The sequence below is a fragment of the uncultured Thermomonas sp. genome, from assembly GCF_937872235.1.
Taxonomy (GTDB): Bacteria; Pseudomonadota; Gammaproteobacteria; order Xanthomonadales; family Xanthomonadaceae; genus Thermomonas; species Thermomonas beijingensis.
Map to the genome: position 1 here is coordinate 1 of NZ_CALMPC010000023.1, position 22,402 is coordinate 22,402.

The following is a 22,402-nucleotide window of genomic DNA, read 5'->3' on the forward strand; positions in this document are numbered from 1 at the left end:
CGCAACTCGTTGGCCAGCTATACCGTCAGTCTGCTCAACCCAAATGTCATCCGTGATCTGCGCCTGCAACAGCATGGCTTGCGCGTGGTCGAACGGCCGTATGCAAACTTTCTTCCGCTGCCCGATGGGCGCAGTTTCCGGTTGGGTGGCGAACACACGCAGACCGAGGTCGCGAAGTGGTCGGCGCGTGATGCACAGCGGCTGCCCGAGTACTACGCAATGCTCGATCGCATCGTGGTGGTGTTGCGCGAATTGATCCAGCGCACGCCGCCCAATGTCAGTGATCGCTTCGTGCTGGCCGATTGGCTGCATTCGGCTAGCGTGGCCAAACAGCTCAAAACCCTGGACATGCGTGGCCGCCGCGACTTGCTGGATCTGTTCACCAAATCTGCGGGCGAACTGCTGGATGACTGGTTCGAAGGCGCGCCGCTGAAAGCCGCACTGGGCTGGGATTCGGTGGTGGGCAATTTTGCCAGCCCGTACACCCCAGGCAGCGCGTACGTGCTGTTGCATCACGTGTTCGGCGAGGTCAATGGCAAGGCGGGTGCGTGGGGGCATGCGATCGGTGGCATGGGTGCGATCACGCAGGCGATGCGGGTTGAATGCGAGGCGCGCGGTGTTGTCATCGAAACCGATACCGAGGTTGCACAGCTGTTGGTGGAAAACGGCAAGGCGGTGGGCGTTGCCCTGGCCGATGGGCGTGAACTGCGTGCCGCAACCCTTGTCAGCAATCTCAATCCGAAATTGCTGTACACCCGACTGGTGAATCCGGCGCAATTGGATGACGACACCATGCAGCGCATGCGGCGTTATCGTTGCGGGTCGGGGACGTTCCGCATGAACGTGGCGTTGAGCGCGTTGCCGGATTTCACTGCGATGCCGGGCACGCAGCTGCAGCCGCATCATCAAAGTGGCATTTTGATCGGGCCATCGCTGCAGTATTTCGAGCAGGCGTATTTCGATGCCAAATCGAAGGTGCATAACGCCGGCTGGGCACAAAATCCCATTGTCGAGGTGGTGATTTCATCAACCTTGGACGACACGCTTGCACCACCTGGCCAGCATGTTGCCAGTCTGTTTTGCCAGCAAGTCCACCCGGAGGTGGATGGCGGTTGGGATGCGCACCGCGACACGGTGGCTAAATTGATGATCGATACCGTGAACACTTACGCACCTAATTTCACAAGCAGCGTACTCGGCTATGAAGCCTTGAGCCCGCTGGATCTGGAGCGCCGCATTGGCTTGCTTGGCGGCGATATCTTTCATGGCGCGTTGGGGCTCGATCAGATGTTCAGCGCCCGCCCGCTATTGGGGCAGGGGGCGTATCGCGGCGCGTTCAAGCAGTTGTATTTATGCGGTGCCGGCAGTCATCCCGGTGGCGGTGTGACCGGCTTGCCGGGGCGCAATGCCGCACGTGAAATTCTCAAGGATCTACGCAAAAGCCCCCGTCCTGATTGAGCACGTTTTGTTGCAATTACGCGTGCCGGTGACCTGTTGCTGGTGATGCCTGCGTTGAAGTGAGTAACGTCACAGTGGCAGAGTCTTGCTATGGGTCGCACGCCCTTGTTCCGGTTACTGCAACGCGCCGCCGCAATCGCTCGCATCGCGCAGCAATCGCGGATGCCATTGGATGAATTCCACGCACAGGTGCAGGAGCAGCGCATCGATCGGCAGCGCCGGCGTTTGCTGCAAGGCGCCGGTGCCGGTGTGGTGTTGGCCGGTTGCGCCAGCCTTGCAAAACCGATACCGCCGGCCGGGCAGGCGGATGTGGTCATTGTCGGGGCCGGCATCGCCGGGCTGACAGCGGCGTGGAGGTTGCGTCAGCAAGGTGTGCGGGTGCAGGTGTTCGAGGCGCAGCAACGCGTGGGTGGGCGGATGTTGTCGCTGCGCGGGCATTTTGCCGATGCGCAGGTGGTGGAGTTGGGCGGGGAGCTGATCGATAGTGACCATACGCAAATTCGTGCACTGGCCAGTGAGTTGGGCTTGCAGTTGGATGATCTGCTGGATGGCGATGCAGATCACGATTGCTGGTATTTTGATGGTCGCTTGATCGATGAAGCCGAGATCGTGCGCGCTTTCGTGCCGGTTGCCTCTGCTATCCAGCGTGACCTTGCAGCAGCCGGAGAAGGCAGCCTCGACAGTACCGACCACAACCCCGCATTCCGTGCGCTGGATGCCCTCAGCATCGCGCAGTGGTTGGACAGGAATGGCGTCATCGGCTGGTTGCGCAAACTGCTGGATGTGGCCTATACCACCGAAATGGGCTTGGAAATTACGCAGCAATCAGCGATGAATTTCCTCACCTTTATCGGCACCAGCGATGCACAAGCCTTGCATATCTTTGGCACCAGCGACGAGCGCTTCCATGTGCGCGGGGGCAACGATTTGATTCCGCAGGCGCTGGCCGCGCGCCTGCACGACGCCATCGAGCCTGGACATGTGCTGGAAGCCCTGGACGGCGATGCCAATGGCTATGTGCTGAGTTTCCGCAATGGCAGCGCATCACGCCAATTGCGTGCGCAGCAAGTGGTGTTGGCGTTGCCGTTTACCTTGCTGCGCAAGGTGCGGCTGGGGGTGGCCTTGCCCGCCAACAAACGGCACGCCATCGCTACCTTGGCCTATGGCAGCAATGCGAAATTGATGATCGGGTTTGAACACCGCGCATGGCGCGAGCATCACGCCAATGGCGCGTCGATGAGTGATCTGGCCTATCAGACCAGTTGGGAGACCAGCCGCAAACAAGCCGGTACCGCCGGGGTACTGACCAATTTCACGGGTGGTGCGCACGGCATCGCGCTGGGGCAAGGCAGTGCCAAGCAACAGGCGGCTGCGGCAGTGGCTGCACTGGATCCGGTATTTCCCGGCCTTGCCAGCGCCCGTGGCAAGGCTGCCGAGGCGCGCATGCATTGGCCGTCTAACCCGTGGGTGCTGGGTAGCTACGCCTGCTTTCAACCGGGTGATTGGGCGACGATGGGTGGCGTGATGGGGACATCGGCAGGCGGTCTGCATTTCGCCGGCGAACATTGTTCATTGGCTGCGCAAGGCTTCATGGAAGGCGGCTGTGAATCGGGCGAGAAAGCTGCATTGGCGGTGCTCGCGCAGCGTGGATTGGTGCAACAACGCATATGAAATATTACTGAACGCACAAGTTTTTTTTTGCGGTGCAGCGTGCATTGCCACGCGCCGATCCGGCACGATCCACCGGCGTCCCGACGTGGGGGAGGGAGCAGGCCCGCTGAGACTTCGGTCTAAGCGGGCTTTTTATTGCATGACTGATTCAGTCGGCCGGTACGGTGCGTGGCAGCGCCCAGTCGCGCAAGGCCTGCACTTGTTCGGCCATCAGCAGCGACAGCGGGCGGGTGTCACCGATGGCCTGCATCAGCAGCTGGGTGTCCAACGTGGCTTGCACGGCGTGCGCGGCGTACTGCGCGCTGACGATGACTTGTTCGATCTCCGCACCAGAAAATCCTTGACTGGCGGCGGCCAGTGCCGACAGGTTGATGCCGTCACGCGGCAGTTTGCGGCGGTCCAGATGCAGGGTGAAAATTTCGGCGCGGGTGGCGGCATCGGGCAAGTCGATGAAGAAGATTTCATCGAAGCGCCCCTTGCGCAGCAGTTCGGCAGGCAGTTGTTGTACCTGGTTGGCGGTGGCCACCAGGAATACGCGTGCGGTGCGTTCGGCCATCCACGTCAACAAATAACCCAACACCCGCCGCGACAGTCCGCCATCGGTTTCACCGCTGTCGGTGGCCAGCGCTTTTTCGATCTCGTCGATCCACAGCACGCAAGGGGCCAGTTGCTCGGTGGAGGCCAGCGCCTGGCGCAGGTTTTTTTCGGTTTCACCTTGGTATTTGTCGTACAGGGCGCCGAAATCCAGCCGCACCAGCGGTACATTGAAGCCGCCGGCCACCGCTTTCGCCGCCAGTGATTTGCCACAACCTTGCACGCCCAGCAACAGCATGCCTTTTGGGGGAGGCAGGCCGGCCGGTGGCGGGTCGGCAACGAAGGGCGCACGGCGCTGCGCGACCCAGTGTTTGAGCCGCTGCGCGCCGCCAATATCGGCGAACTGCGCGGTGTCGTATTCGTAATGCAGATGGCCGCTTTTGTTGAGCAGCTCGAACTTCAGGCGCGCCAGCTCGGGCAGGTCGTGTGGTCCCAGCGCGCCGTCGCGCCAGATCAGGTGGCGGGTGATCCGGCGTGCATCCACCAAGCTCATCCCGCGCAGGTTGCGCACGATCTGCTGGACGGCCTCCACCTCCACTTCCACCCGGCGACCGCCGTTTTGCACGGCGTACTCGCGCGCTTCATCCTTGACCAGCTTGAGCAGCGTATTGGCATCCGGCAGTTGCAGCGGAAAGCGTACTGCAAACGGTTCCAGTGACTCGGGTAATTCCACCTTGGTGCCTACCAGTACCAGCACATGCGGCTGACTGCCGCGACGCTGGATGATGTCGCGCAGGGCACGCTGGTAGCTGGCATAGCCCAGATATGGAGTGGCATCCATCAACAGGTAGATGCCCCGCTGATTGGCGCTTTGCATGTCGCGCAAGGTGGCGCTGAGGTCGGGTGCCAGCTCGGTTGCAGATTCGCTATCCATGTCGATCCGGCGCAGGCCTTCGGTGACACTCCAGCGGTACAGCGCGCGCCAGACATGCATCAGCGACTGCCGGAACAAGTCCATCACCCGGCTTTCGTCGGGGGTTTCGATTACCAGCAGCGGGGTGTCGGCGCGGATCAGCGCCACTAAATCCAGCAATTCACTCATGTGAAAACGATACCGGCCGATTGGCAATGCCACAATCAACGCATGGACGAGAATATCGAAACCGCGCTGCAATCGCATGGCGAACGCGCCTTGCAGCGCCTGCATGCCGCTGGCTGCGCATGGCCTGAGGCGGCCACGCCGATGTTGCAGAAGGTGGCGCTGGCCAGCGATTTCGCCATTGATGTGTTGCAGGCGCAGCCGGCGGTGCTTGCGCAGTTGCTGGCCGACGCCCGCCAACCATTGCCGCCGCCGCAATTGAGCGCGGAGAACCGTGAACAATGGGCGCAGTTGTTGCGCCGCTATCGGCGTGCGGAAAGTACGCGCTTGATTTGGCGCGATGTGGTGGAGGCTGCGCCAGTGGAGGAAATCCTGGCCGGCAGCAGTGTGCTGGCAGAGGGCTGCTTGCAGCTGGCACTGGCCGCGTTGGAGGCCGAATTCGCGCAGCGCTTTGGCGTGGTGCGCGATGCGCAGGGGCAGGTGCAGCGCTTGGTGGTGTTTGGCCTGGGCAAGCTGGGTGGCGGCGAGTTGAATTTCAGTTCCGATATCGACCTGGTGTATGCCTACGACAGCGAGGGCGAGTCCGACGGCGCACGTGTGCTGCATGCGCAGGATTATTTTGCGCGGCTGGGCCAGCAGTTGGCCAGGTTGTTGGATGACGTCACGGCCGATGGTTTTTGTCACCGCGTGGATTTGCGCTTGCGGCCGTTCGGCAATGCCGGGCGGGTGGCATTGTCGTTTGCGGCGATGGAATTGTATTTCCAGCGCGAGGGCCGTGACTGGGAGCGCTATGCGTGGCAGAAGGCGCGCTGTGTGGCGGGTGATTTGCAGGCCGGCGCGCGCTTTCTCGAAACATTGCGGCCGTTCGTGTATCGGCGTTATCTGGACTACGGCGCGCTGGATGGGTTGCGTGCGATGAAGGCGCTGATTGCCGCCGAAGTGACGCGCAAGGACATGGCCGATGACATCAAGCGCGGGCCGGGTGGTATTCGTGAAATCGAATTTCTGGCGCAGGCGCTGCAGTTGATTCGGGGTGGCCGCGAGCCGGCGTTGCGCAGTCGCTCGCTGCTGACTGCACTTGCCGCACTGGAAGCAGCCGGGCACATCGAATCGCAGGCCGCCGCCGCGCTTACCCAGGCGTATCGCTATTTGCGGACACTGGAAAACCGCCTGCAAATGTTGGCCGATGCACAGACCTATGCGCTGCCGGAGGATGCGGTTCTACGGGCACGCTTGGCGCTGGGGCTGCGCTATCCAAACTGGGCTGCCCTGCACGCGGAGCTTGCGCAGTGGCGGGCACGGGTTGCCGAGGAGTTTTCGGCATTGCTGGCGCCGCGCCGCCGCCGCAGTCATGACAGCGACACCTTGGCACTGTACTGGCGCGCCCTGCCCGAGCATGGTGAAGCCGCGCAACTGGAGGCCGCAGGCTTTGCCGAACCGGCGGCGCTGCACGCCAGCCTATGTGATTTCGCGCGTGCGCCGGGGGTGCGTGAGTTGTCCGATGCGGCGCGTGCGCGGCTGGACCGGGTGTTGCCTGCACTGTTGCAACAGGCAGCCGGTTGCGCCCAGCCCGATGCCGTGTTGCGGCGGGTCTTGCCGCTGCTGCACACCCTGCTGCGGCGGGCCAGTTATCTGGCGTTGCTGGATGAACAGCCGGCGGCGTTGACGCGGCTGGTGGATGTGTTGGCGCGGAGTGCGCTGTTGGGTGAGCGCTTGGCCGCCTACCCCTTGTTGCTGGATGAATTATTGGATGTGCGTGTGGGCAGTGAATTGCCTGATCGCGCCGGCATGCGCGCGCAATGTGTGGCGGTGCTGCGCGAGGACGATGTGGAGGCGTCGCTGGATGCACTTAATGAGCTGCGGCAAGCCCTGAGTTTCCGCTTTGCGCTTGCCCTGCTGGATGCGCGCATCGACGCTGCCGAGTGTGCGCAGCGCTTGGCGTGGTTGGCCGATGCGGTGGTGGCGTGCGTGTTGCAGCTGGCCAATGCCGAGTTGCGCGCGGCGCATGGGGTCATTGCTGGTGGCCGGTTTGCGGTATTGGGCTATGGCACCTTGGGGGGTGAAGAGCTGGGCTTTGGCTCGGATCTGGATCTGGTGTTCTTGTTTGATGCGCCGATCGATGCGGTGTCCGACGGCACGCGTGCGTTGGATGCGCCGCGCTGGTATGCGCGCTTGGGGCAGAAAATGGTGGCCTTGCTGGGTGCGCGCACCGGCGCGGGGCGTTTGTTCGATGTGGATGTGCGGCTGCGCCCGGATGGTGCCAAGGGCCTGCTGGTCTCCAGCCTGTCCAGCTATGCCGACTACCAGCGCCATCGCGCCTGGACGTGGGAACATCAAGCCTTGGTGCGCGCACGCGGCGTTGCCGGTGATGCAGCGCTGCTTGCCGATTTCGAGCAGATTCGCGATGACGTGTTGGCGCAACCCCGCGATGCCGGAAAACTTGCCGAAGATGTGCGTTTGATGCGTGCCAGGATGCGTGCAGAACTCGACCGCAGCGATGCCGCGATGCTCGACCTCAAGCAAGGCGAAGGCGGTTTGGTGGATCTGGAATTCCTGCTGCAATGGCTGGTGCTGCGGGATGCAAACAAACAGCCTGCCTTGCTGCGGCCGCGCGCCACCGCCGCCTTGCTGGGTGCGGCCCAGGCCGCGCATTGCTTGGCTGCAGGCAGCGCCGCCGCCTTGCTGCAAGCGCATGCCGTACTCCTGGATGCGGGCCTGCGTTGCACCCTGGATCGTCGCCAGCGCCGCGCGCTGCGCAACGATGCGATCACGCACGCCTGTGCGGTGATTCGGGCCGAGGTCGTGCACGTGTTGGGTGGCTGAGAGCGCCGTGCAAGTGGGCTAGGGATTGATTTGCAACCGCTGTCTGATTGTTGCCGCAATCCGCGCGGTCTCGCGCAGGGGGGTGGCAGCGAATTCGGTCATCGCCTCATCCAGCGCCCGTACACGGCCGGTGTTGAGCAAGCTGTCGATAAAGCACCGATTGCGGCCCTGCACGCGCTTGAGTTGCCACACGAACAGGGGCGCATGGGTGGCCGCTGCTTCGCTGAGCATATTCACCGAATCGGGGGTGCAGATCAGACGGTCGGCATTGGCCAGTAGTCCGGCATACGGGTTGGCGCCGTCGCCGGTGTCGCGCCAACGCAGGCCGGGCACGCGCACATCCACCGCACCCATGGCGGCGCGCCAAGCGGCGGGGGTGCGGCGTGAGGCAATCGCGCTGAAACTTCCGCCTTCGGCGCGTGCGCGTGCGCTGAGTTGTTGCAGCAGCGCGCTAAAACCGGCATCGTCCAGCGCCGCCGCTCGGGTCGGCCCACCCACCAGCAACACGCTATGCGGGGTGGGCAGCATGGCGAGGTTGGGAAATACGGAAATTGCGCGTAGCAGCCAATCGTCATCCACCGGATGCAGGCTGCCCAGCGTGTGCACGACATTGCTGCCCACGAGGCGGTCATGCTGGGGCGTGATCACGATGTCCCAATGCGCGGGATCAATCCGCGGGTTGAGAATCTGCACGGCTTGCGCGCCGCGGGTGCGGAGCAGGCGGGTGGCCAGTGCCGCTTGCCGGCCACAGCCGATTGCCAGCTGCGGCGCTACCTGAGAGCGGGCGTGAAAGGCCGGCCCCAAGCCGTGCTGCGCCCCCGGCAGTACGCGTGGGGCCAGCCAGCGCCACGGCGCACGCGGTTGCAACACGAGTTCGGTGGCGTGCAGGGTCAGGGCGTGGGCCAAGGCCAGCGCCTGCCGTGCATTGCCGGCACGGCCGTCGTGGAAAGCCGTACAAGCCAGGGCATTGGTCTGAGTTATTGATTGTTGCATAATTCGTATTAATTCGTTCCGAATATGCCATTTACTTGCTCCAGTGGAACTATACACTGTGCGTCATTCCCTTTCATCCCGCAGAGCATGCCATGAGCCAGCCCCTGAACGATGCCGCCCTCGACCAGTTGTTTCGTACCGCGCGTACTTACAACGCATTCAGTGGTGACATCTCCGACGCCACCTTGCAGCAGCTGTATGACTTGCTGAAATTTGGCCCTACCGAGGCCAATACCACCCCGGCGCGCATCGTGTTCGTGAAGTCCGATGCCGCCAAGGCCAAGCTGGGGCCGGCGCTGTCCGAGGGCAATTACAAGAAGACGATGGCCGCACCGGTGGTGGCGATCATTGGCTATGACATGCGCTTCTTCGACAAACTGCCGGTGCTGTTTCCGCATACCGATGCCAAGCCGTGGTTCGAACATCGTGACGAGGCCAATCTGGCATGGGTGGCGATGCGCAGCAGTGCGTTGCAGACCGCATATTTGATTCTGGCTGCGCGCTCATTAGGCCTGGACTGCGGACCGATGACCGGCTTCGACAATGCCAAGGTGGATGCGGCGTTCTTCACGGGAACCACGATCCGTTCCAATATTCTGGTCAATCTGGGCCACGGCGACCCCGCCAGCATTTTCCCGCGTTCGCCGCGTTTGGGCTTCGACGAAGCCTGCCAGATCGCGTGATCCCTCGGTTGTTGTGTCCTCATCTGGAGCTCATCATGAACAAGATTCGCCCCCTGTTATTGTCCGCTGCGCTGGTTGCTGGTGTGTTGACCTTTGCCCAGCCGATGGCTGTGGCAGCACCTGCCAGCAAGGTTGCCACCACGGCGGTGGTCGCACTGAAGCCGGTATCCGGGACATACACGCTTGATCCTAGCCACACCAATGTATTGGCGCAGTGGACGCATTTCGGGTTCTCGCAGCCAACCGCTGAATTTCGCATCAGTGAAGGGGCACTGGTGTTTGATGCCGCAAACGTCGCCAAGTCCAGCGTGGCAGTGAGCTTCCCGATCATGCAGATCGACACATTCGTGCCGCAATTGGACAAGCACCTGCAAAGCGCAGATTTTTTTGATGCGGCCAAATTCCCCATGGCCAGTTTCAAAAGTACTTCCGTCAAGCCTGCGGGGCTCAACAAGTTCACCGTGGTCGGCAATCTGACCATCAAGGACATCAGCAAGCCGGTGACCTTGGCGGTGACCATGAATGGTGCGGGTAAACACCCGATGGCAGGCAAACAGGCGATTGGGTTTACCGCCACCGCCAGCATCAAACGCAGCGATTTCGGTGTGGGTGCGTATGCCCCCAATGTCAGCGACGAGGTGCATTTGCGCATCACCACCGAAGGCATGTTGGCCGATGCGGCAACGACCGCAAAGTAAGGTGAAGCCGTGATCATCGAACGCCCGTCCGTATCACGCGGCGAGGTTGCGCTGGATTGGCTGCATAGCCGGCACACGTTTTCGTTTGGGCATTACTACGACCCGGCGTGGATGGGCTTCGGTGTATTGCGGGTGATCAATGACGATACCGTGGCCCCCGGTGGCGGCTTTGCGCCGCACCGGCACGCCAATATGGAAATCATCAGCGTGGTGTTGCAAGGTGCGCTGGCGCATCAAGACAGCGCCGGCCACAGTGGCGTGATTCGCGCCGGTGATGTGCAGTGGATGAGCGCCGGGCATGGCATCGAGCACAGCGAATACAACGCCTCGCAAACCGAGCCGGTGCATTTCCTGCAACTCTGGATTCAGCCGGAGCGGCTCAACCATCAGCCCGCCTACGATCAAAAACACTTCCCGCTGGATGCGCGGCGTGGGCGCTGGTGCGTGGTAGCCTCGCCTGAAGGCGTGGCAGGGACTATCGCCATTCGTCAGCAAACCACATTGGCCATCGCGCACTTGCAGCCGGGCGATGTGCTGGAGGTCGTGCTGGAGGTTTCCAAGCGGTATTGGCTGCATGTGGCCAGCGGTGAAATCACGCTGGATAACCGCAGCCTGGTGGCTGGCGATGCCTTGGGGTTTGTTGAAGAAACTGGTGCACTGACCCTGCGCGGCGGGGCGGCCACCAGCGAGGTGTTGCTGTTTGCGCTGCCCGCCTGAGTGTTGCCGGTGACGCGCTGCTAAACTGGCGCGGTTCCCGCAACGTTTGTCTCACTATGGCCGAGTCCGCCCGCACCCCATCCACCACCGCCAAGCCGCAGCAGCGCCACGAGGTGCATCGCGCCGACCTGCCGCTGAGTTGCCCATTGCCCGCGCATGCGGTGTGGAACGAACACCCGCGCGTGTATCTGTCCATCGTGGAAGATGGCGGGCAAAGCCAGTGTCCGTACTGCGGCAATATCTACATCCTGGTTGACTGAGCGAGCAGGCGCGATGCGCCGCCTGACCGTCATGCAACTGCTGCCGGCGCTCGATGCCGGCGGCGTTGAGCGTTCCGCCCTGGAAGTCGCCGCGACCTTGGTGGGCGCGGGGCATCGCGCCATCGTGGTGTCTGCCGGTGGCCGCATGCTGCCGCAGCTGGATGCCATCGGTGCCGAGCATGCGCCGTTGGCGATTGGCCGCAAGTCACCTTGGGTGCTGCATCATTTGCCTGCATTGCGGCGGCTGTGCGCGCAGGCCGACATCGTGCATGCGCGTTCGCGGCTGCCGGCATGGCTGGCATGGTGGGCGCTGCGCACACTGCCGGCGGCGCAGCAGCCGCATTTCATCACCACCGCGCATGGGCTGAATTCCGTGTCCCGCTACAGCGCGATCATGACGCGTGGCGAGCGCGTGATTTGCGTGTCGAATACGGTGCGCGACTATCTCCTGCAACACTATCCACAGACCGATCCGACGCGTCTGCGGGTCATTCCGCGTGGCATTGACCCACACGCATTCGCACCTGCGCCAATGCCGGATACGGCGGCGCGCGCGCGCATTGCCCAACTCTATCCGCAGTTGGCAGGCAACGGGCCGCTGCTGCTTCTGCCCGGGCGCGGCACCCGCTTGAAAGGCCATGCCGATGCGATTGCACTGCTGACGCAACTGCGCGCCAGTGGCTTGGATGCACGCCTGTGGATGCCAGGTGCGCAGCAAGCAGGGCGCGCGGCGTATCTGCGTGAGCTGGAACAGTTGGCACAGGTGGCACAGGTGACCGATGCGCTGGCGATCACCGCGCCCACCGATGCGATGCGCGAGGCGTATGCCGCCTGCGATCTGGTGTTGCAGCTGTCACGCAAGCCCGAGGCGTTGGGACGCACCGTGCTGGAAGCGCTGGCGGTGGGGCGGCCGGTGGTGGGCTGGGATCACGGCGGCGTGGGTGAGTTGCTGCGTCAGCTATTCCCGCAGGGGGCCGTGCCAGCCTTTGAAATGAGCGAGATGGCACGGCGTGCAGGCATGCTGTTGGCGCAGTTACCCACGTTGCCGGTTACGATGCCCTACACATTGGATGCGATGCAGGAGGCGACATTGGCGCTGTATCAGGAAATCATGGACGTATGAGTGCGGTGTCACCATCACCTGCGGCAAGTGCGCCAAAACTGCTGCGCTGGGCGCCAGCGTGGGTGTTGGCGTTTGTTGCACTGTGGCCACTGCACGGGTTTGCAGAATTGTTACTGGTGCTGGGTGCGCTGACCGGGCTGGCCACGTTGCTGGTGCAGCGGTTTCGTGGCGGTACGCGGCTGCTCAGTGGGCCGGCGTGGGCACTGACCAGCGTGCTGTTTTTTACATATTGGCTGCCGGAATTGGTGTCGGCGCTGGATGCGGTGGATACGTGGCGCTCACTTCGGGAAGTGTTGATTGATTTGCGTTACCTGCCTTTTTTATGGCTGGTGGCCGCAGCGGTGGATACCCAGCGCGGCTGGCGTAAAACGTTCACCGGGTTGGGTGTCATCGCCTTGCTGTGGACGCTGGATGCCTTGATGGAAGCGGCTATCGGCCATAGCCCCGTGTTTTGGTTACTGGATCATGCACGTATTGCGCTGACCGGGCACAGCATGTGCGCAGGTTCCACGGTGGTGGCCGATCGCCTGGGTGGCGTGCTTGGGCCGTGCAATCTCAAATTGGGAATCTTGCTGGCCAGCCTGTCGCCGTTTGCGCTGGATCTGGCGTGGCGCAAATTTGGGCGGGCAGGCTGGCTGCTGGCGGCGTTGGGTATTGGCTTGGTGATCATTTTGGCTGGCTCAAGGGCGTCATGGATCACTTATGCACTGGTGATGTTGTGGACCGGTTGGCGTGCCTTGGGTTGGAAGCGTTTGGGCCTGCTGTTCGCCGCCGGCGCATTAGCCATGACGTTGGCAACCGTTGTTTCGCCGCAAGTGCGCGGGCGCATGCAATTGACCGCACAGGCGTTGTCGGCCAACGAACAAGGCGTGGATGCCGCATTGACCGGGCGCGGACGGATTTGGTCGGCAGCGGTGTGCATGCTGCGCGAACATCCCATCAATGGTGTGGGTGTGCGCGGGTTTCGTGATGCCTTCCCCGGCTGCGACCCCCAGCCTGGCGTAGTGGCGGCATGGGGAACTGGCGTTGCGCTGCATGCCCACCAGATTGTGCTGGAAGTGTTGTCCGAAACCGGGTTGGTGGGGTTCATGATTTGGTTGGCCGGCGCCGCACTTGCATTGCGGGCGTGGCGGTTTGCCGATGCCGCAGCACGCACCCGCGCACGCCCGGCGATGCTGGCATTGGCGGTCAGTGTGTTCCCGCTCAATACCCATCTGGCCGCGTACTCCACGTTTTGGGGCAGTGTGCTGTTGCTGCTGGCAGCGCTGTATGCCGGCAGTTTGCTTGGCCGCGACAGCGACTGAGCAGTACCGCATGGCACAGTGGCTGGCGCGAGGATTTGTCTGGCTGGGGCGCAAGGTAGCCGGCTTATCGCCGCCGGCGCGTGCGCGACTGGCGCATGGGTTGGTGCGGCTACCTTGGGTGAATACCCGTCGGCGGCGGATCGCGTCGATCAACCTGGCATTGTGCTTTCCGCAGTGGGATGCCGCTGCACACCGTGCGCTGTTGCAACGGACGCTGCGCTCCAATGCCACCGGTGCATTGGAAACCTTGTGCGCGTGGTTTGCCAGCCGCGAGCAACTGGCTGGCGGCGCGCACATCAGCGGGCTTGTGCATCTGCACGCTGCACTGGCCGAAGGACGCGGCGTGGTGGTGGTGGGCGCGCATTATGACGGGATCGAACTGGCGATGCGGCATGTGGCCGATGCAATGGGGCAGCCGATGCCGATCCTGGTGCGGCGGCACAATAATCCTGCCATTGAAAGCGCAATCGCGCAGGCGCGCGAGCGCTACGCCGGGCAGGTCTTCGACAAAAAAGACATCGCCGGGTTTGCGGCGCAAGTACGCGCCGGCAAGGCGGTGTTTTACGTGCCCGATCAAAACGCTGCCCGTCGCACCGTGTTCGTTCCGTTTCTAGGCGTGCAAGCGGCCACCTTGGGAGCGATTGGCGGCGTGCTGCAACGGTGTGGTGGGCGCGTGCTGCTGCTATGGGCGCAGCGGGATGCGCAAGGCGTGCAGCAGATCACGCTGACACCGGCATGGCCGGATTGGCCCAGCAGCGATGACACCGCCACCGCCGCGCGTTACATGCAGTGGATTGGCGAGTCCTTGCAAGCTGCACCCGAACAGTATTTGTGGGTGCATCGCAGGTTCAAGACACGGCCACCCGGTGAGCTGCCGATTTACTGATACACCGTGTTGTCTGGCTGACCGGGTTGGCGTTTGAAACGCCGATGGATCCACAAATATTGGGTGGGTACCGTGCGAATCATGGTTTCGATCAAGGCCATTACCCGCGCGGTATCGGCGCTGGCATCGGGTGATGGAAAGTCGGTCAATGCCGGGGTCAGCCGCAATCGATAACTGCCATCGGCATTACGGATGTGGGCAAATCCCAATACCGCCGCGCCCGACAACCGCGCCAGTTGATGGGTGGAGGTCAGGCTATACGCGGTTTGCCCGAAAAACGGCACATACACGCTGTCGCCACGGCGAGTGTCCTGATCGGGGGCAAACCACAGCAACCCGCCTTGCTTGAGGTGGCGCAGTGCGGGGCGTAATTCTTCGCGGGTAAACATCGCGCTGGCGTAGCGCATGCGGCCACGCCGCACTGCCCATTCCATCGGGCCGGTGTCATGCGGGCGATACATGCCTGCCAAGGGCGCGTGCGCACACATCAGGCGCGCCGCCATTTCCAAGGTCACAAAATGCCCGGAAATGATGATGACACCACGCCCACCGGCCTGCGCGGCGGCAAGATGTTGCAGTCCCTCCACTTGCGTCGTGCCTTGCATCGGTGCCACCGAACCCCACCACGCCCGCGCAAATTCGAACAGCCCAATGCCCAGCTGCTGAAAACTTTCACGCAGCAATTGGGCTTGCTCGCCGGCGGACAGTTCGGGAAAGCACAGCGCGATATTGCGTGCCGCCACTTGCCGGCGGCTGCGCGACAGTACCCCCAGCAACGGCCCAAGTGCTTTGCCCAGCGCGCGTTGCAAGGGCCACGGCAGGCGCGCCAACAGGACGCAACAGCCCACGCCCAGCCACACCGGCCAGTGCTTTGGGGCCAATGGGGGGGCAATGCCGGGGGGTGTTTCTGTACTTGCAGACATGCAAGGATTCTACCCGGCGCCGCGGCTTCGCTATCCTGTCGGCATGCGGACCGATCTCATTGAGCGGGTACTGCGTGGTCTGTATTCGGCTGCGTTGTATCTGTTATTGCCCATCACCTTGTATCACCTGATCTGGCGCGGGTTCCGTCAGCGTGCCTATTTCCAGCGCTGGGACGAGCGCTACGCCAGTTATGCCGATCCCCGCACGCCAGCCCCGTTGTGGTTGCATGCAGTATCGGTGGGCGAGGTCAACCTGGCCGCACCTTTGGTTGCACGGTTGCGCGCATTGCGCCCGGATCTGCAATTGGTGGTGACCACGATTACCCCCACTGGCTCGGCGCGTGCGCGTGCGCTGTGGGGCGATAGCGTGGCGCATGTGTATTTGCCGTATGACTTGCCTGGTGCGGTGGGGCGGTTTTTGGATCACTTTCGCCCGGTGTTGGCGCTGATCGTGGAAACCGAGCTGTGGCCGAATCTGTTATTTGCGTGCCGGGATCGCAACATCCCGACCCAAATCCTCAATGCACGCTTGTCGGCGCGATCATTGCGAGGTTATCGGGTGCTGGGCCCATTGATCCGGCGCGCCTTGGCCAGCGTGGGGCTGGTGGCGGCACAATCGGGGGATGATGCCCGTCGATTCCTGGAGCTTGGTGCGCGGCCGGCCAGTGTGCAGGTAACGGGCAATCTCAAGTTCGACATGGCACCGGTACAAACGGCTGCGTTCGAATTGGAGTTTGCTGCGGCATCAGGCGCCAAACGACCGGTGTGGATTGCCGCCAGCACCCATGAGGACGAAGAACAGTCGGTGCTGGAGGCACATCTGGCGCTGCGTCGCAGCCATCCTGATGCTTTGCTGTTGTGGGCGCCGCGGCATCCGGAGCGCTTTCGTGCGGTGCAGCAACGCATTGCTGATACAGGCTTGAAGGTGATGACGCGTTCGCAGCAACACTGGCCATCGGCAGATACGGATGTGTTCGTGATCGATACCTTGGGTGAGCTGCTGGCGTTTTACGCCTGTGCGCAGATCGCGTTTGTGGGCGGCAGCCTGCAAGACATCGGCGGGCATAATTTGCTGGAACCTGCCGCCACCGGCACCGCGATTCTGAGCGGGCCGCATCTGCATAATTTTGTGGATATCGCGCGGCGTCTGCGCGAGGCGCAGGCAATGCGCCTGGTGGCCGATGCCGCTTCGCTGGCAACGGCGTTGCGCGAGTTGTTTGATGATGCAGCAGCCAGACAGGCACTCGCAATGCATGCCGCGCACCTGTTGGAGGGTGGGCGTGGCGCACTGGCCCGCACCCTGACCTTGATCGAGCCGATGCTGCCACCAGCGGCATCGGCGTGAGCGTGAACCCGTCTTTACGGATCAGCCGCCGGCCAGACTCTTGTCGATGGCCTTGTCGGTGGTCAGCAAGCGGTTGATGTCTTCCACATCGTTGACATTCAAATCACCTGCGGATTGTTCCAGCAACAGACGGCTTTGCAGGAAGTTGTACTTGGCCTGCGCATAGGCCTGTTGCGCGCTGAACAAGGTGCGCTGGTTGTTCAACACATCCAGCACGGTGCGGGTGCCTACTTCCAGGCCCACTTGCGATGCGTCATACGCCTTTTGTGCGGACAGCAGCGAGGAATGCAGTGCCTCGACTTGGCTGATGCCGGCCACCATGGTCTGGTAGGCGCTACGGGTGCTGCGCTCGACCGCGCGCTTGGTTTGCTCCACGGCATCGGCCGCTGCGTCGCGTTGCGCCAAAGCGCTGCGGATATTCGATTGCGTTGCCATGCCCGAAAAAATCGGTATGTTCAAGGTCAGGCCCACGCTGGTGGAGGCCTTGTTGGCGCCGATGAACGCCGGGTCATACAGGCCGGTGATGGCTTTGCCATACGAGGCTTGCAGGCCAAGCGTGGGCAGATGTCCGGCACGTGCGGTGGCCACCGAAGATTCAGCGGCATCCAGACTGGCTTGTTGTGCTTTCAAGGTGGGGTTGTTGGCCAAGGCATTGGCTACCCAGGCATCCACGTTCTTGTCGCTGGACAGCGCAGGCTTGAAGTCGTCTGGCAGGCCCTTGAGGTTGCCCGCTGCGGCATGGGTGATTTCCAGCAATGCCTGATAGGCATCCTGCGCGGCATTGCGGGCCAGCAGGGTGTTGGCACGTGCGCCGTCGTACTGGGCGCGGGCTTCATACACGTCGGTGATCGGGGCCAGGCCCACTTCCAAACGCTTGCTGGCGAAATCAAATTGCTTCTTCAGTGCGGTTTCTGCTGCTTCGGCAGCGCTCAGGGTTTCCAGCTGCACCAGCACATTGAAGTACGCTGCCGAAGTACGGGTGATCAGGGTTTGGCCCGCGGCTTGCAGCGTAAAACCACCGGCGCGATCGAGTGACTTGGCGCCCTCCAATGCTTTATAGCTGCCGAAATTGAACAGCGACTGCTGCATGTTGATGCCCCACGAGCCGGTGCGTACGCCGCCGACGCCGTGATCGACACGGTTGGCGCCGATGCTGCCACCGATATTGGGCAGTAGCGCCGCCCGCGCTTGCACCGGGCGTTCAGCGGTGACCAAGCGGTTGGCCTCTGCGGCCGCGTATTGGGGATCGCTGTTGCGCGCATTCTGATAGCTCTGGAGCAGGTCATCGGCCTGCGCCGCCATCGGCAGCAGGGCAAAGGCAAGGGCAAGGGTGAGCGGGCGACGCAACATGAGGAGGGATCCTTGACGGGGCTTACAGGGTGAAGGCTGGGGCAGGGGCTGCGCCGGCCAGATAGGACAGGTCGGTTTCAAACAACGTTTCAATACGGCTGCCGTTGACCGTGCGATGCACCAGCACTGCGTCCATCACTGGCGATTGGCCATGCACGATAAACATGCGTCCATTCGGGTTGAGCCATTCCACGAAGCGTGCCGGGAGACTGTCCATGGCACCAGTGACACATATCACGTCAAAGCTGCGGCCCGGGTTCCAGCTCAGCACATCGGCGCAGCGCACCTGCACATTGCCAATGGCTTGCGCGGCCAGGCGCGCCTGCGCGGCGTCGGCCAGATCGGCATGCAATTCAATGCTGATCACTTCGCGCGCCAACTGCCCCAGACAAGCCGTCAGATAGCCGCTGCCGGTGCCAATTTCCAACACGCTTTCATGTGCCTGCGGTTGCAGCGATTGCAGCAGGCGGCCTTCCAATACCGGCTTCATCATCACCTGGCCATGCCCCAGCGGCAGTTCGACATCGGCATACGCCAAGTTGCGAAGGTCATCGGCCACAAAAGCTTCACGCGGCAGCTTGCCGATGGTGTCCAGCACGCGGACATCCAACACATCCCAAGGGCGTACTTGTTGTTCCACCATGGTTTCGCGGGTACGGGTAAAGTCGATGTTCATACGGGGGAATTCCGATACTGGAAACCGCTTAGTTTAATGCGCCAAGGGCTTTGACTGGTGCGCAGTGTGAGCGTGTTGGTACACCAGCACGCAGTGCCGGAAGTCATCGCCACCAATGGCAATGCAAGGCAGTGTTCAGGCTTTGGCATAAGCACGCAGGAACAGATCCACCACACTCTCGATATGGGCATCCAGATTGCCATCTTGCGTGTTGCCGGCACCGCAGTAATTGCCCAACACGGCTTGCGCGTGCAACTCGCCTTTGAGCAAGGTGAAGAAATGCCCGGCGGCACGGGCCGGTTCATTGATCTCCAGCTCGCCGGCCTCAATCCGGCGCATCAGCAGCGCGGTGAATGCGTCATTGATGCGCTTGGGGCCGGCGTCCCAGATCATTTTCGGCAAATTGCTGCTGGCCACATGCGGCGAACACAGCACACGATGACCGGCAATCGCTTCCGGGGTCATGACCATCGCCAAAAACGCATGTGCGATTTCACTGAGTCGCACGCGCAGCGGTACATTCGGTGCCGGCATGAACAATTCAGTCGGCATGCCGCGTTCGCAATGCGCCTGCACCGCCGCCGCAAACAGGCTGTCCTTGTCACCGTAATGGCTATATACGGTCAGTTTGGAGACGCCCGCCTCGGCGGCGATCTGATCCATGCTGACCCCGCCGTAGCCGTGTTGCACAAACAGTTTGGACGCGGCGGTCAAAATCGAGGCACGTTTGGCCATGTCCTTGGGGCGCCCCGGGGGGGCAGGCTTTCCAGCGGGTGCAGGCGTATTCATGGCGGCCATGGATTCAATGCAGATGCAACACTATACCATACTGTGCGGTTTACTTAATATGGGAATCCGGTGACCACGGCAATCCAGGCCCGGCTATCCTGTGGTGGTACTCAGCCGCGCTCTGCCTGTTGCAGCAACAGCCGTGTGAACGCCTGTGCCGCCTTTGATGGAGTGCGCCCGCTATGGGTGATCAACCCCAATTGGCGCGACAACGCCACGCCCTGCACCGGCAGCCGCAGCAGGCTGCGATCCAGCAAGGTTTGTGGCAGCACGCTCCACGCCAGCCCGACGCTGGCCAGCATTTTGATGGTCTCCAGATAGTGGGTGGTCATCCGCAATTGCAGCGGCAAGCCACGCGCCGCAAAGGCATCGGCCACGATGCGATGGGTGAAGGTGCCGGGGTCGGCCAGCACCGCAGGATGGGCGGACAGATCGCTCAGGCTGAGGCGTGTGCGCTGTGCCAATGGGTGGCTTGGGGCAGCGACAAAATGCAGCGGGTCGTGCCAGACAGGCGTGGCCTGCAACGGCGATGCGGTGGGTCCCAGCGTGGTCAATGCCAACTCGGCGCGGGCGTGCAGCACCTCGTGCCAGGCCTGCTCGGAATCCATGAAGCGCAATTCCAACGCCACCTGCGGGTAGCGTGCGCTGAACTTGCGCAGCAGCGGTGGCAGCCGGTGCAGGCCGATATGGTGACTGCTGACCAAACGCAGGCTGCCACCAATGCCGTGCTCGAGCTCGCGCAGGGCGCGCCGCGCATCGTTGGCATCGCCCAGTAATTGCCGTGCACGCGGCAGCAGCAGTTGGCCGGCTTCGGTGAGTAGCACTTGCCGGCCCACGCGGTCGAACAGGCGGGCATCAAGTTCGGATTCCAACTGCGCAATGCGCTTGCTCACCGCCGGCTGGGTCAGGTGCAGGGCGGCGGCCGCAGCGGAAAACCCGCCGGCATCGGCCACCGCAAGGAATGCAGCAAGATTAGCGAGTTCCATCACTATTCCTAATGGGAATCAATTGGATGAAAAATATCCATTTGAGTGATGAAAGGAAAGCTGCCACTCTGGCACCGACTTGTGCTGCCAAGGTGCACCATGCCCGGCCAAACCCTGTACGACAAACTGTGGAACATGCATGAAGTGGTGCGCCGTGATGATGGCTCGTCACTGCTGTATATCGACCGCCACATCCTGCATGAAGTGACCTCGCCGCAGGCGTTTGAAGGCTTGCGGCTGGCCGGGCGCAAGCCGTGGCGGGTGGCGGCCAATATCGCCACGCCCGACCACAACGTGCCCACCACCCGCGTCGAGCGCGCCGGTGGGTTGGCGGCGATCAGTGATGACGTATCGCGTTTGCAAGTGCAGACACTGGACGAAAACTGCGCCGATTTCGGCATCCTCGAATTCAAGATGAACGATACACGGCAAGGCATCGTGCATGTGGTGGGCCCCGAGCAGGGCGCCACCCTGCCGGGCATGACCGTGGTCTGCGGTGATTCGCACACCTCCACGCATGGTGCGTTTGGTGCGTTGGCGCACGGCATCGGCACGTCTGAAGTGGAACACGTTCTAGCCACCCAATGTCTGGTGGCGCAGAAAATGAAAAACCTGCGGGTGACGGTGGATGGCGTGTTGCCGCTTGGAGTCACCGCGAAGGACATGGTGCTGGCGATCATCGGCAAGATTGGTACCGCCGGTGGCAATGGCCATGCGCTGGAATTTGCCGGCAGCGCGGTGCGCGCGCTGTCGATGGAAGGCCGCATGACCCTGTGCAACATGGCGATTGAAGCCGGTGCGCGGGTGGGCATGGTGGCGGTGGACGAGACGACCATCGACTATGTGCGCGGCCGCCCGTTTGCACCCAAGGGAGAACAGTTTGAACACGCTGCTGCGCAATGGCGCAGTCTGGTCAGCGATGCGGATGCGGTGTTCGATCGCGAGCTGACTCTGCGTGCCGAAGACATTCGCCCGCAAGTCAGTTGGGGCACCTCGCCGGAAATGGTGCTGGCGGTCGATCAAACCCTGCCCGATCCGGCGCAAGAGGCCAACCCCACCAAGCGCGAAGCCATCACGCGTGCCTTGCACTACATGGGGCTGGCCGCCAATCAGGCGATCACCTCGATCAAGCTGGACCGCGTGTTCATTGGCTCGTGCACCAATGCCCGCATCGAGGATTTGCGCGCCGCCGCCGCGGTTGCCAACGGCCGCAAAGTGGCAGCCTCCATCAAACAAGCCTTGGTGGTGCCGGGCTCCGGTTTGGTGAAAGCGCAGGCCGAGCGCGAAGGACTGGACAAGATTTTTATCGATGCCGGGTTTGAATGGCGCGAGCCGGGGTGCTCGATGTGCTTGGCGATGAACCCCGACCGCCTGCAAGCCGGCGAGCACTGCGCATCCACGTCCAACCGCAATTTCGAAGGCCGCCAAGGCAACGGCGGCCGCACCCATCTGGTCAGCCCGGCAATGGCCGCCGCCGCCGCGATTGCCGGCCACTTTATCGACGTGCGAGACCTGCAATGACACCGTTTACCCAACACACCGGCATGGTGGTACCGCTGGATCGTGCCAATGTGGATACCGACCAGATCATCCCCAAACAATTCTTGAAGTCGATCAAACGCACGGGGTTTGGCCCCAATCTGTTCGATCCGTGGCGCTATCTGGATGAGGGCCAGCCCGGGCAGGATTGCAGCACCCGCCCGCTGAACCCCGATTTTGTGCTGAATGCGCCGCGCTACCAAGGCGCCAGCGTATTACTGGCGCGGGAAAACTTCGGCTGCGGTTCCAGCCGCGAACACGCCCCGTGGGCATTAGCCGAATATGGGTTTCGCGCCATCCTCGCGCCCAGTTTTGCCGATATTTTTTATAACAACAGTTTCAAAAATGGCCTGCTGCCCATCGTGCTGGACAAAGCCGCCATCGACACCCTGTTTACCCAATGCGACGCCAGCGAAGGCTATACGTTGCACATTGATCTGGACGCACAAACCGTCACCCGCCCGGAGGGTGTGGCGCATACCTTTGCCGTCGATGCCTTCCGCAAACATTGCCTGCTCAATGGGCTGGACGATATCGGCCTGACC

The 22,402-nt window shown here is 62.4% G+C and carries 20 protein-coding genes; 13 read left to right on the top strand and 7 right to left on the bottom strand.

The annotated features are described in order from the left end of the window. Both QWB57_RS02420 and QWB57_RS02425 read left to right on the top strand, forming a co-directional pair. On the top strand, positions 1–1,458 hold a 1,458-nt coding region (locus QWB57_RS02420; RefSeq protein WP_288968177.1), incomplete at its 5' end, for an NAD(P)/FAD-dependent oxidoreductase. Between the two features lie 90 nt (positions 1,459–1,548). Then, positions 1,549–3,129 carry an FAD-dependent oxidoreductase gene (locus QWB57_RS02425; RefSeq protein ID WP_288968179.1) on the top strand — a complete coding sequence of 527 codons (1,581 nt, stop codon included), beginning with the start codon at positions 1,549–1,551 and terminating at the stop codon, positions 3,127–3,129. 148 nt (positions 3,130–3,277) lie between these two features. Here the strand turns inward: QWB57_RS02425 and QWB57_RS02430 are convergent, their stop codons facing one another. Further along, positions 3,278–4,765 carry an AAA family ATPase gene (locus QWB57_RS02430; protein ID WP_288968181.1) on the bottom strand — a complete coding sequence of 496 codons (1,488 nt, stop codon included), beginning with the start codon at positions 4,763–4,765 and terminating at the stop codon, positions 3,278–3,280. Between the two features lie 42 nt (positions 4,766–4,807). On the opposite strand from QWB57_RS02430, the gene glnE reads away from it, so the two are divergent. Beyond that, positions 4,808–7,585, top strand: a complete 2,778-nt coding sequence (gene glnE / locus QWB57_RS02435; protein WP_324296273.1) for a bifunctional [glutamate--ammonia ligase]-adenylyl-L-tyrosine phosphorylase/[glutamate--ammonia-ligase] adenylyltransferase — start codon at positions 4,808–4,810, stop codon at positions 7,583–7,585. 18 nt (positions 7,586–7,603) lie between these two features. On the opposite strand, the gene QWB57_RS02440 is transcribed toward glnE, so the two are convergent. Then, a complete protein-coding gene (locus QWB57_RS02440) occupies positions 7,604–8,578 on the bottom strand; it encodes a mitochondrial fission ELM1 family protein (RefSeq protein ID WP_288968182.1) in 975 nt (324 codons plus the stop codon). Positions 8,579–8,670: 92 nt separating this feature from the next. Between QWB57_RS02440 and QWB57_RS02445 the strand changes: the two genes are divergently transcribed. The 7 genes from QWB57_RS02445 to QWB57_RS02475 are packed head-to-tail and all read left to right on the top strand — an operon-like array spanning position 8,671 to position 14,249. Continuing rightward, complete coding sequence (locus QWB57_RS02445; protein WP_223629109.1) at positions 8,671–9,261, top strand: malonic semialdehyde reductase; 591 nt, start codon at positions 8,671–8,673, stop codon at positions 9,259–9,261. 35 nt (positions 9,262–9,296) lie between these two features. Continuing rightward, on the top strand, positions 9,297–9,959 hold the full coding sequence (locus QWB57_RS02450) for a YceI family protein (protein WP_288968183.1): 663 nt from the start codon (positions 9,297–9,299) through the stop codon (positions 9,957–9,959). A gap of 9 nt (positions 9,960–9,968) precedes the next feature. After that, positions 9,969–10,676 (top strand): pirin family protein, encoded by a 708-nt coding sequence (locus tag QWB57_RS02455; RefSeq protein ID WP_223629111.1) that lies wholly within the window; start codon positions 9,969–9,971, stop codon positions 10,674–10,676. Positions 10,677–10,732: 56 nt separating this feature from the next. After that, positions 10,733–10,936, top strand: coding sequence for a zinc-finger domain-containing protein (locus QWB57_RS02460; protein ID WP_223629112.1), 204 nt, complete (start codon positions 10,733–10,735; stop codon positions 10,934–10,936). 13 nt (positions 10,937–10,949) lie between these two features. Next, complete coding sequence (locus QWB57_RS02465; RefSeq protein ID WP_288968186.1) at positions 10,950–12,059, top strand: glycosyltransferase; 1,110 nt, start codon at positions 10,950–10,952, stop codon at positions 12,057–12,059. Continuing rightward, a complete protein-coding gene (locus tag QWB57_RS02470) occupies positions 12,056–13,363 on the top strand; it encodes an O-antigen ligase family protein (protein ID WP_288968188.1) in 1,308 nt (435 codons plus the stop codon). Before QWB57_RS02465 ends, QWB57_RS02470 begins: the two co-directional genes overlap by 4 nt. 10 nt (positions 13,364–13,373) lie before the next feature. Further along, positions 13,374–14,249 (top strand): lysophospholipid acyltransferase family protein, encoded by an 876-nt coding sequence (locus QWB57_RS02475; protein ID WP_288968190.1) that lies wholly within the window; start codon positions 13,374–13,376, stop codon positions 14,247–14,249. Here QWB57_RS02475 and lpxL read toward each other — a convergent pair. Next, positions 14,243–15,172: an LpxL/LpxP family Kdo(2)-lipid IV(A) lauroyl/palmitoleoyl acyltransferase gene (gene lpxL, locus QWB57_RS02480; RefSeq protein ID WP_223629116.1), complete on the bottom strand. Its 930-nt coding sequence runs from the start codon at positions 15,170–15,172 to the stop codon at positions 14,243–14,245. The genes QWB57_RS02475 and lpxL overlap by 7 nt on opposite strands. A 43-nt stretch (positions 15,173–15,215) precedes the next feature. On the opposite strand from lpxL, the gene waaA reads away from it, so the two are divergent. Further along, a complete protein-coding gene (gene waaA, locus QWB57_RS02485; protein WP_288968191.1) occupies positions 15,216–16,517 on the top strand; it encodes a lipid IV(A) 3-deoxy-D-manno-octulosonic acid transferase in 1,302 nt (433 codons plus the stop codon). 21 nt (positions 16,518–16,538) lie between these two features. Here the strand turns inward: waaA and QWB57_RS02490 are convergent, their stop codons facing one another. The 4 genes from QWB57_RS02490 to QWB57_RS02505 form a co-directional block, all read right to left on the bottom strand. Next, positions 16,539–17,867: a TolC family outer membrane protein gene (locus QWB57_RS02490; protein WP_288968192.1), complete on the bottom strand. Its 1,329-nt coding sequence runs from the start codon at positions 17,865–17,867 to the stop codon at positions 16,539–16,541. A 22-nt stretch (positions 17,868–17,889) separates the two neighbouring features. Then, a complete protein-coding gene (locus tag QWB57_RS02495; RefSeq protein ID WP_288968193.1) occupies positions 17,890–18,543 on the bottom strand; it encodes a protein-L-isoaspartate O-methyltransferase in 654 nt (217 codons plus the stop codon). Between the two features lie 135 nt (positions 18,544–18,678). Beyond that, on the bottom strand, positions 18,679–19,332 hold the full coding sequence (locus QWB57_RS02500) for a TetR/AcrR family transcriptional regulator (protein ID WP_288968194.1): 654 nt from the start codon (positions 19,330–19,332) through the stop codon (positions 18,679–18,681). Positions 19,333–19,442: 110 nt separating this feature from the next. Continuing rightward, a complete protein-coding gene (locus tag QWB57_RS02505; RefSeq protein WP_288968196.1) occupies positions 19,443–20,318 on the bottom strand; it encodes a LysR substrate-binding domain-containing protein in 876 nt (291 codons plus the stop codon). Positions 20,319–20,417: 99 nt separating this feature from the next. On the opposite strand from QWB57_RS02505, the gene leuC reads away from it, so the two are divergent. Beyond that, the gene (gene leuC, locus QWB57_RS02510) at positions 20,418–21,839 is read left to right on the top strand and encodes a 3-isopropylmalate dehydratase large subunit (protein ID WP_288968198.1); all 1,422 of its coding nucleotides are present in this window, start codon (positions 20,418–20,420) and stop codon (positions 21,837–21,839) included. Continuing rightward, positions 21,836–22,402 (top strand): 3-isopropylmalate dehydratase small subunit (gene leuD, locus QWB57_RS02515; protein ID WP_288968200.1); only part of this gene is annotated, 567 nt, incomplete at its 3' end. The genes leuC and leuD, both read left to right, overlap by 4 nt.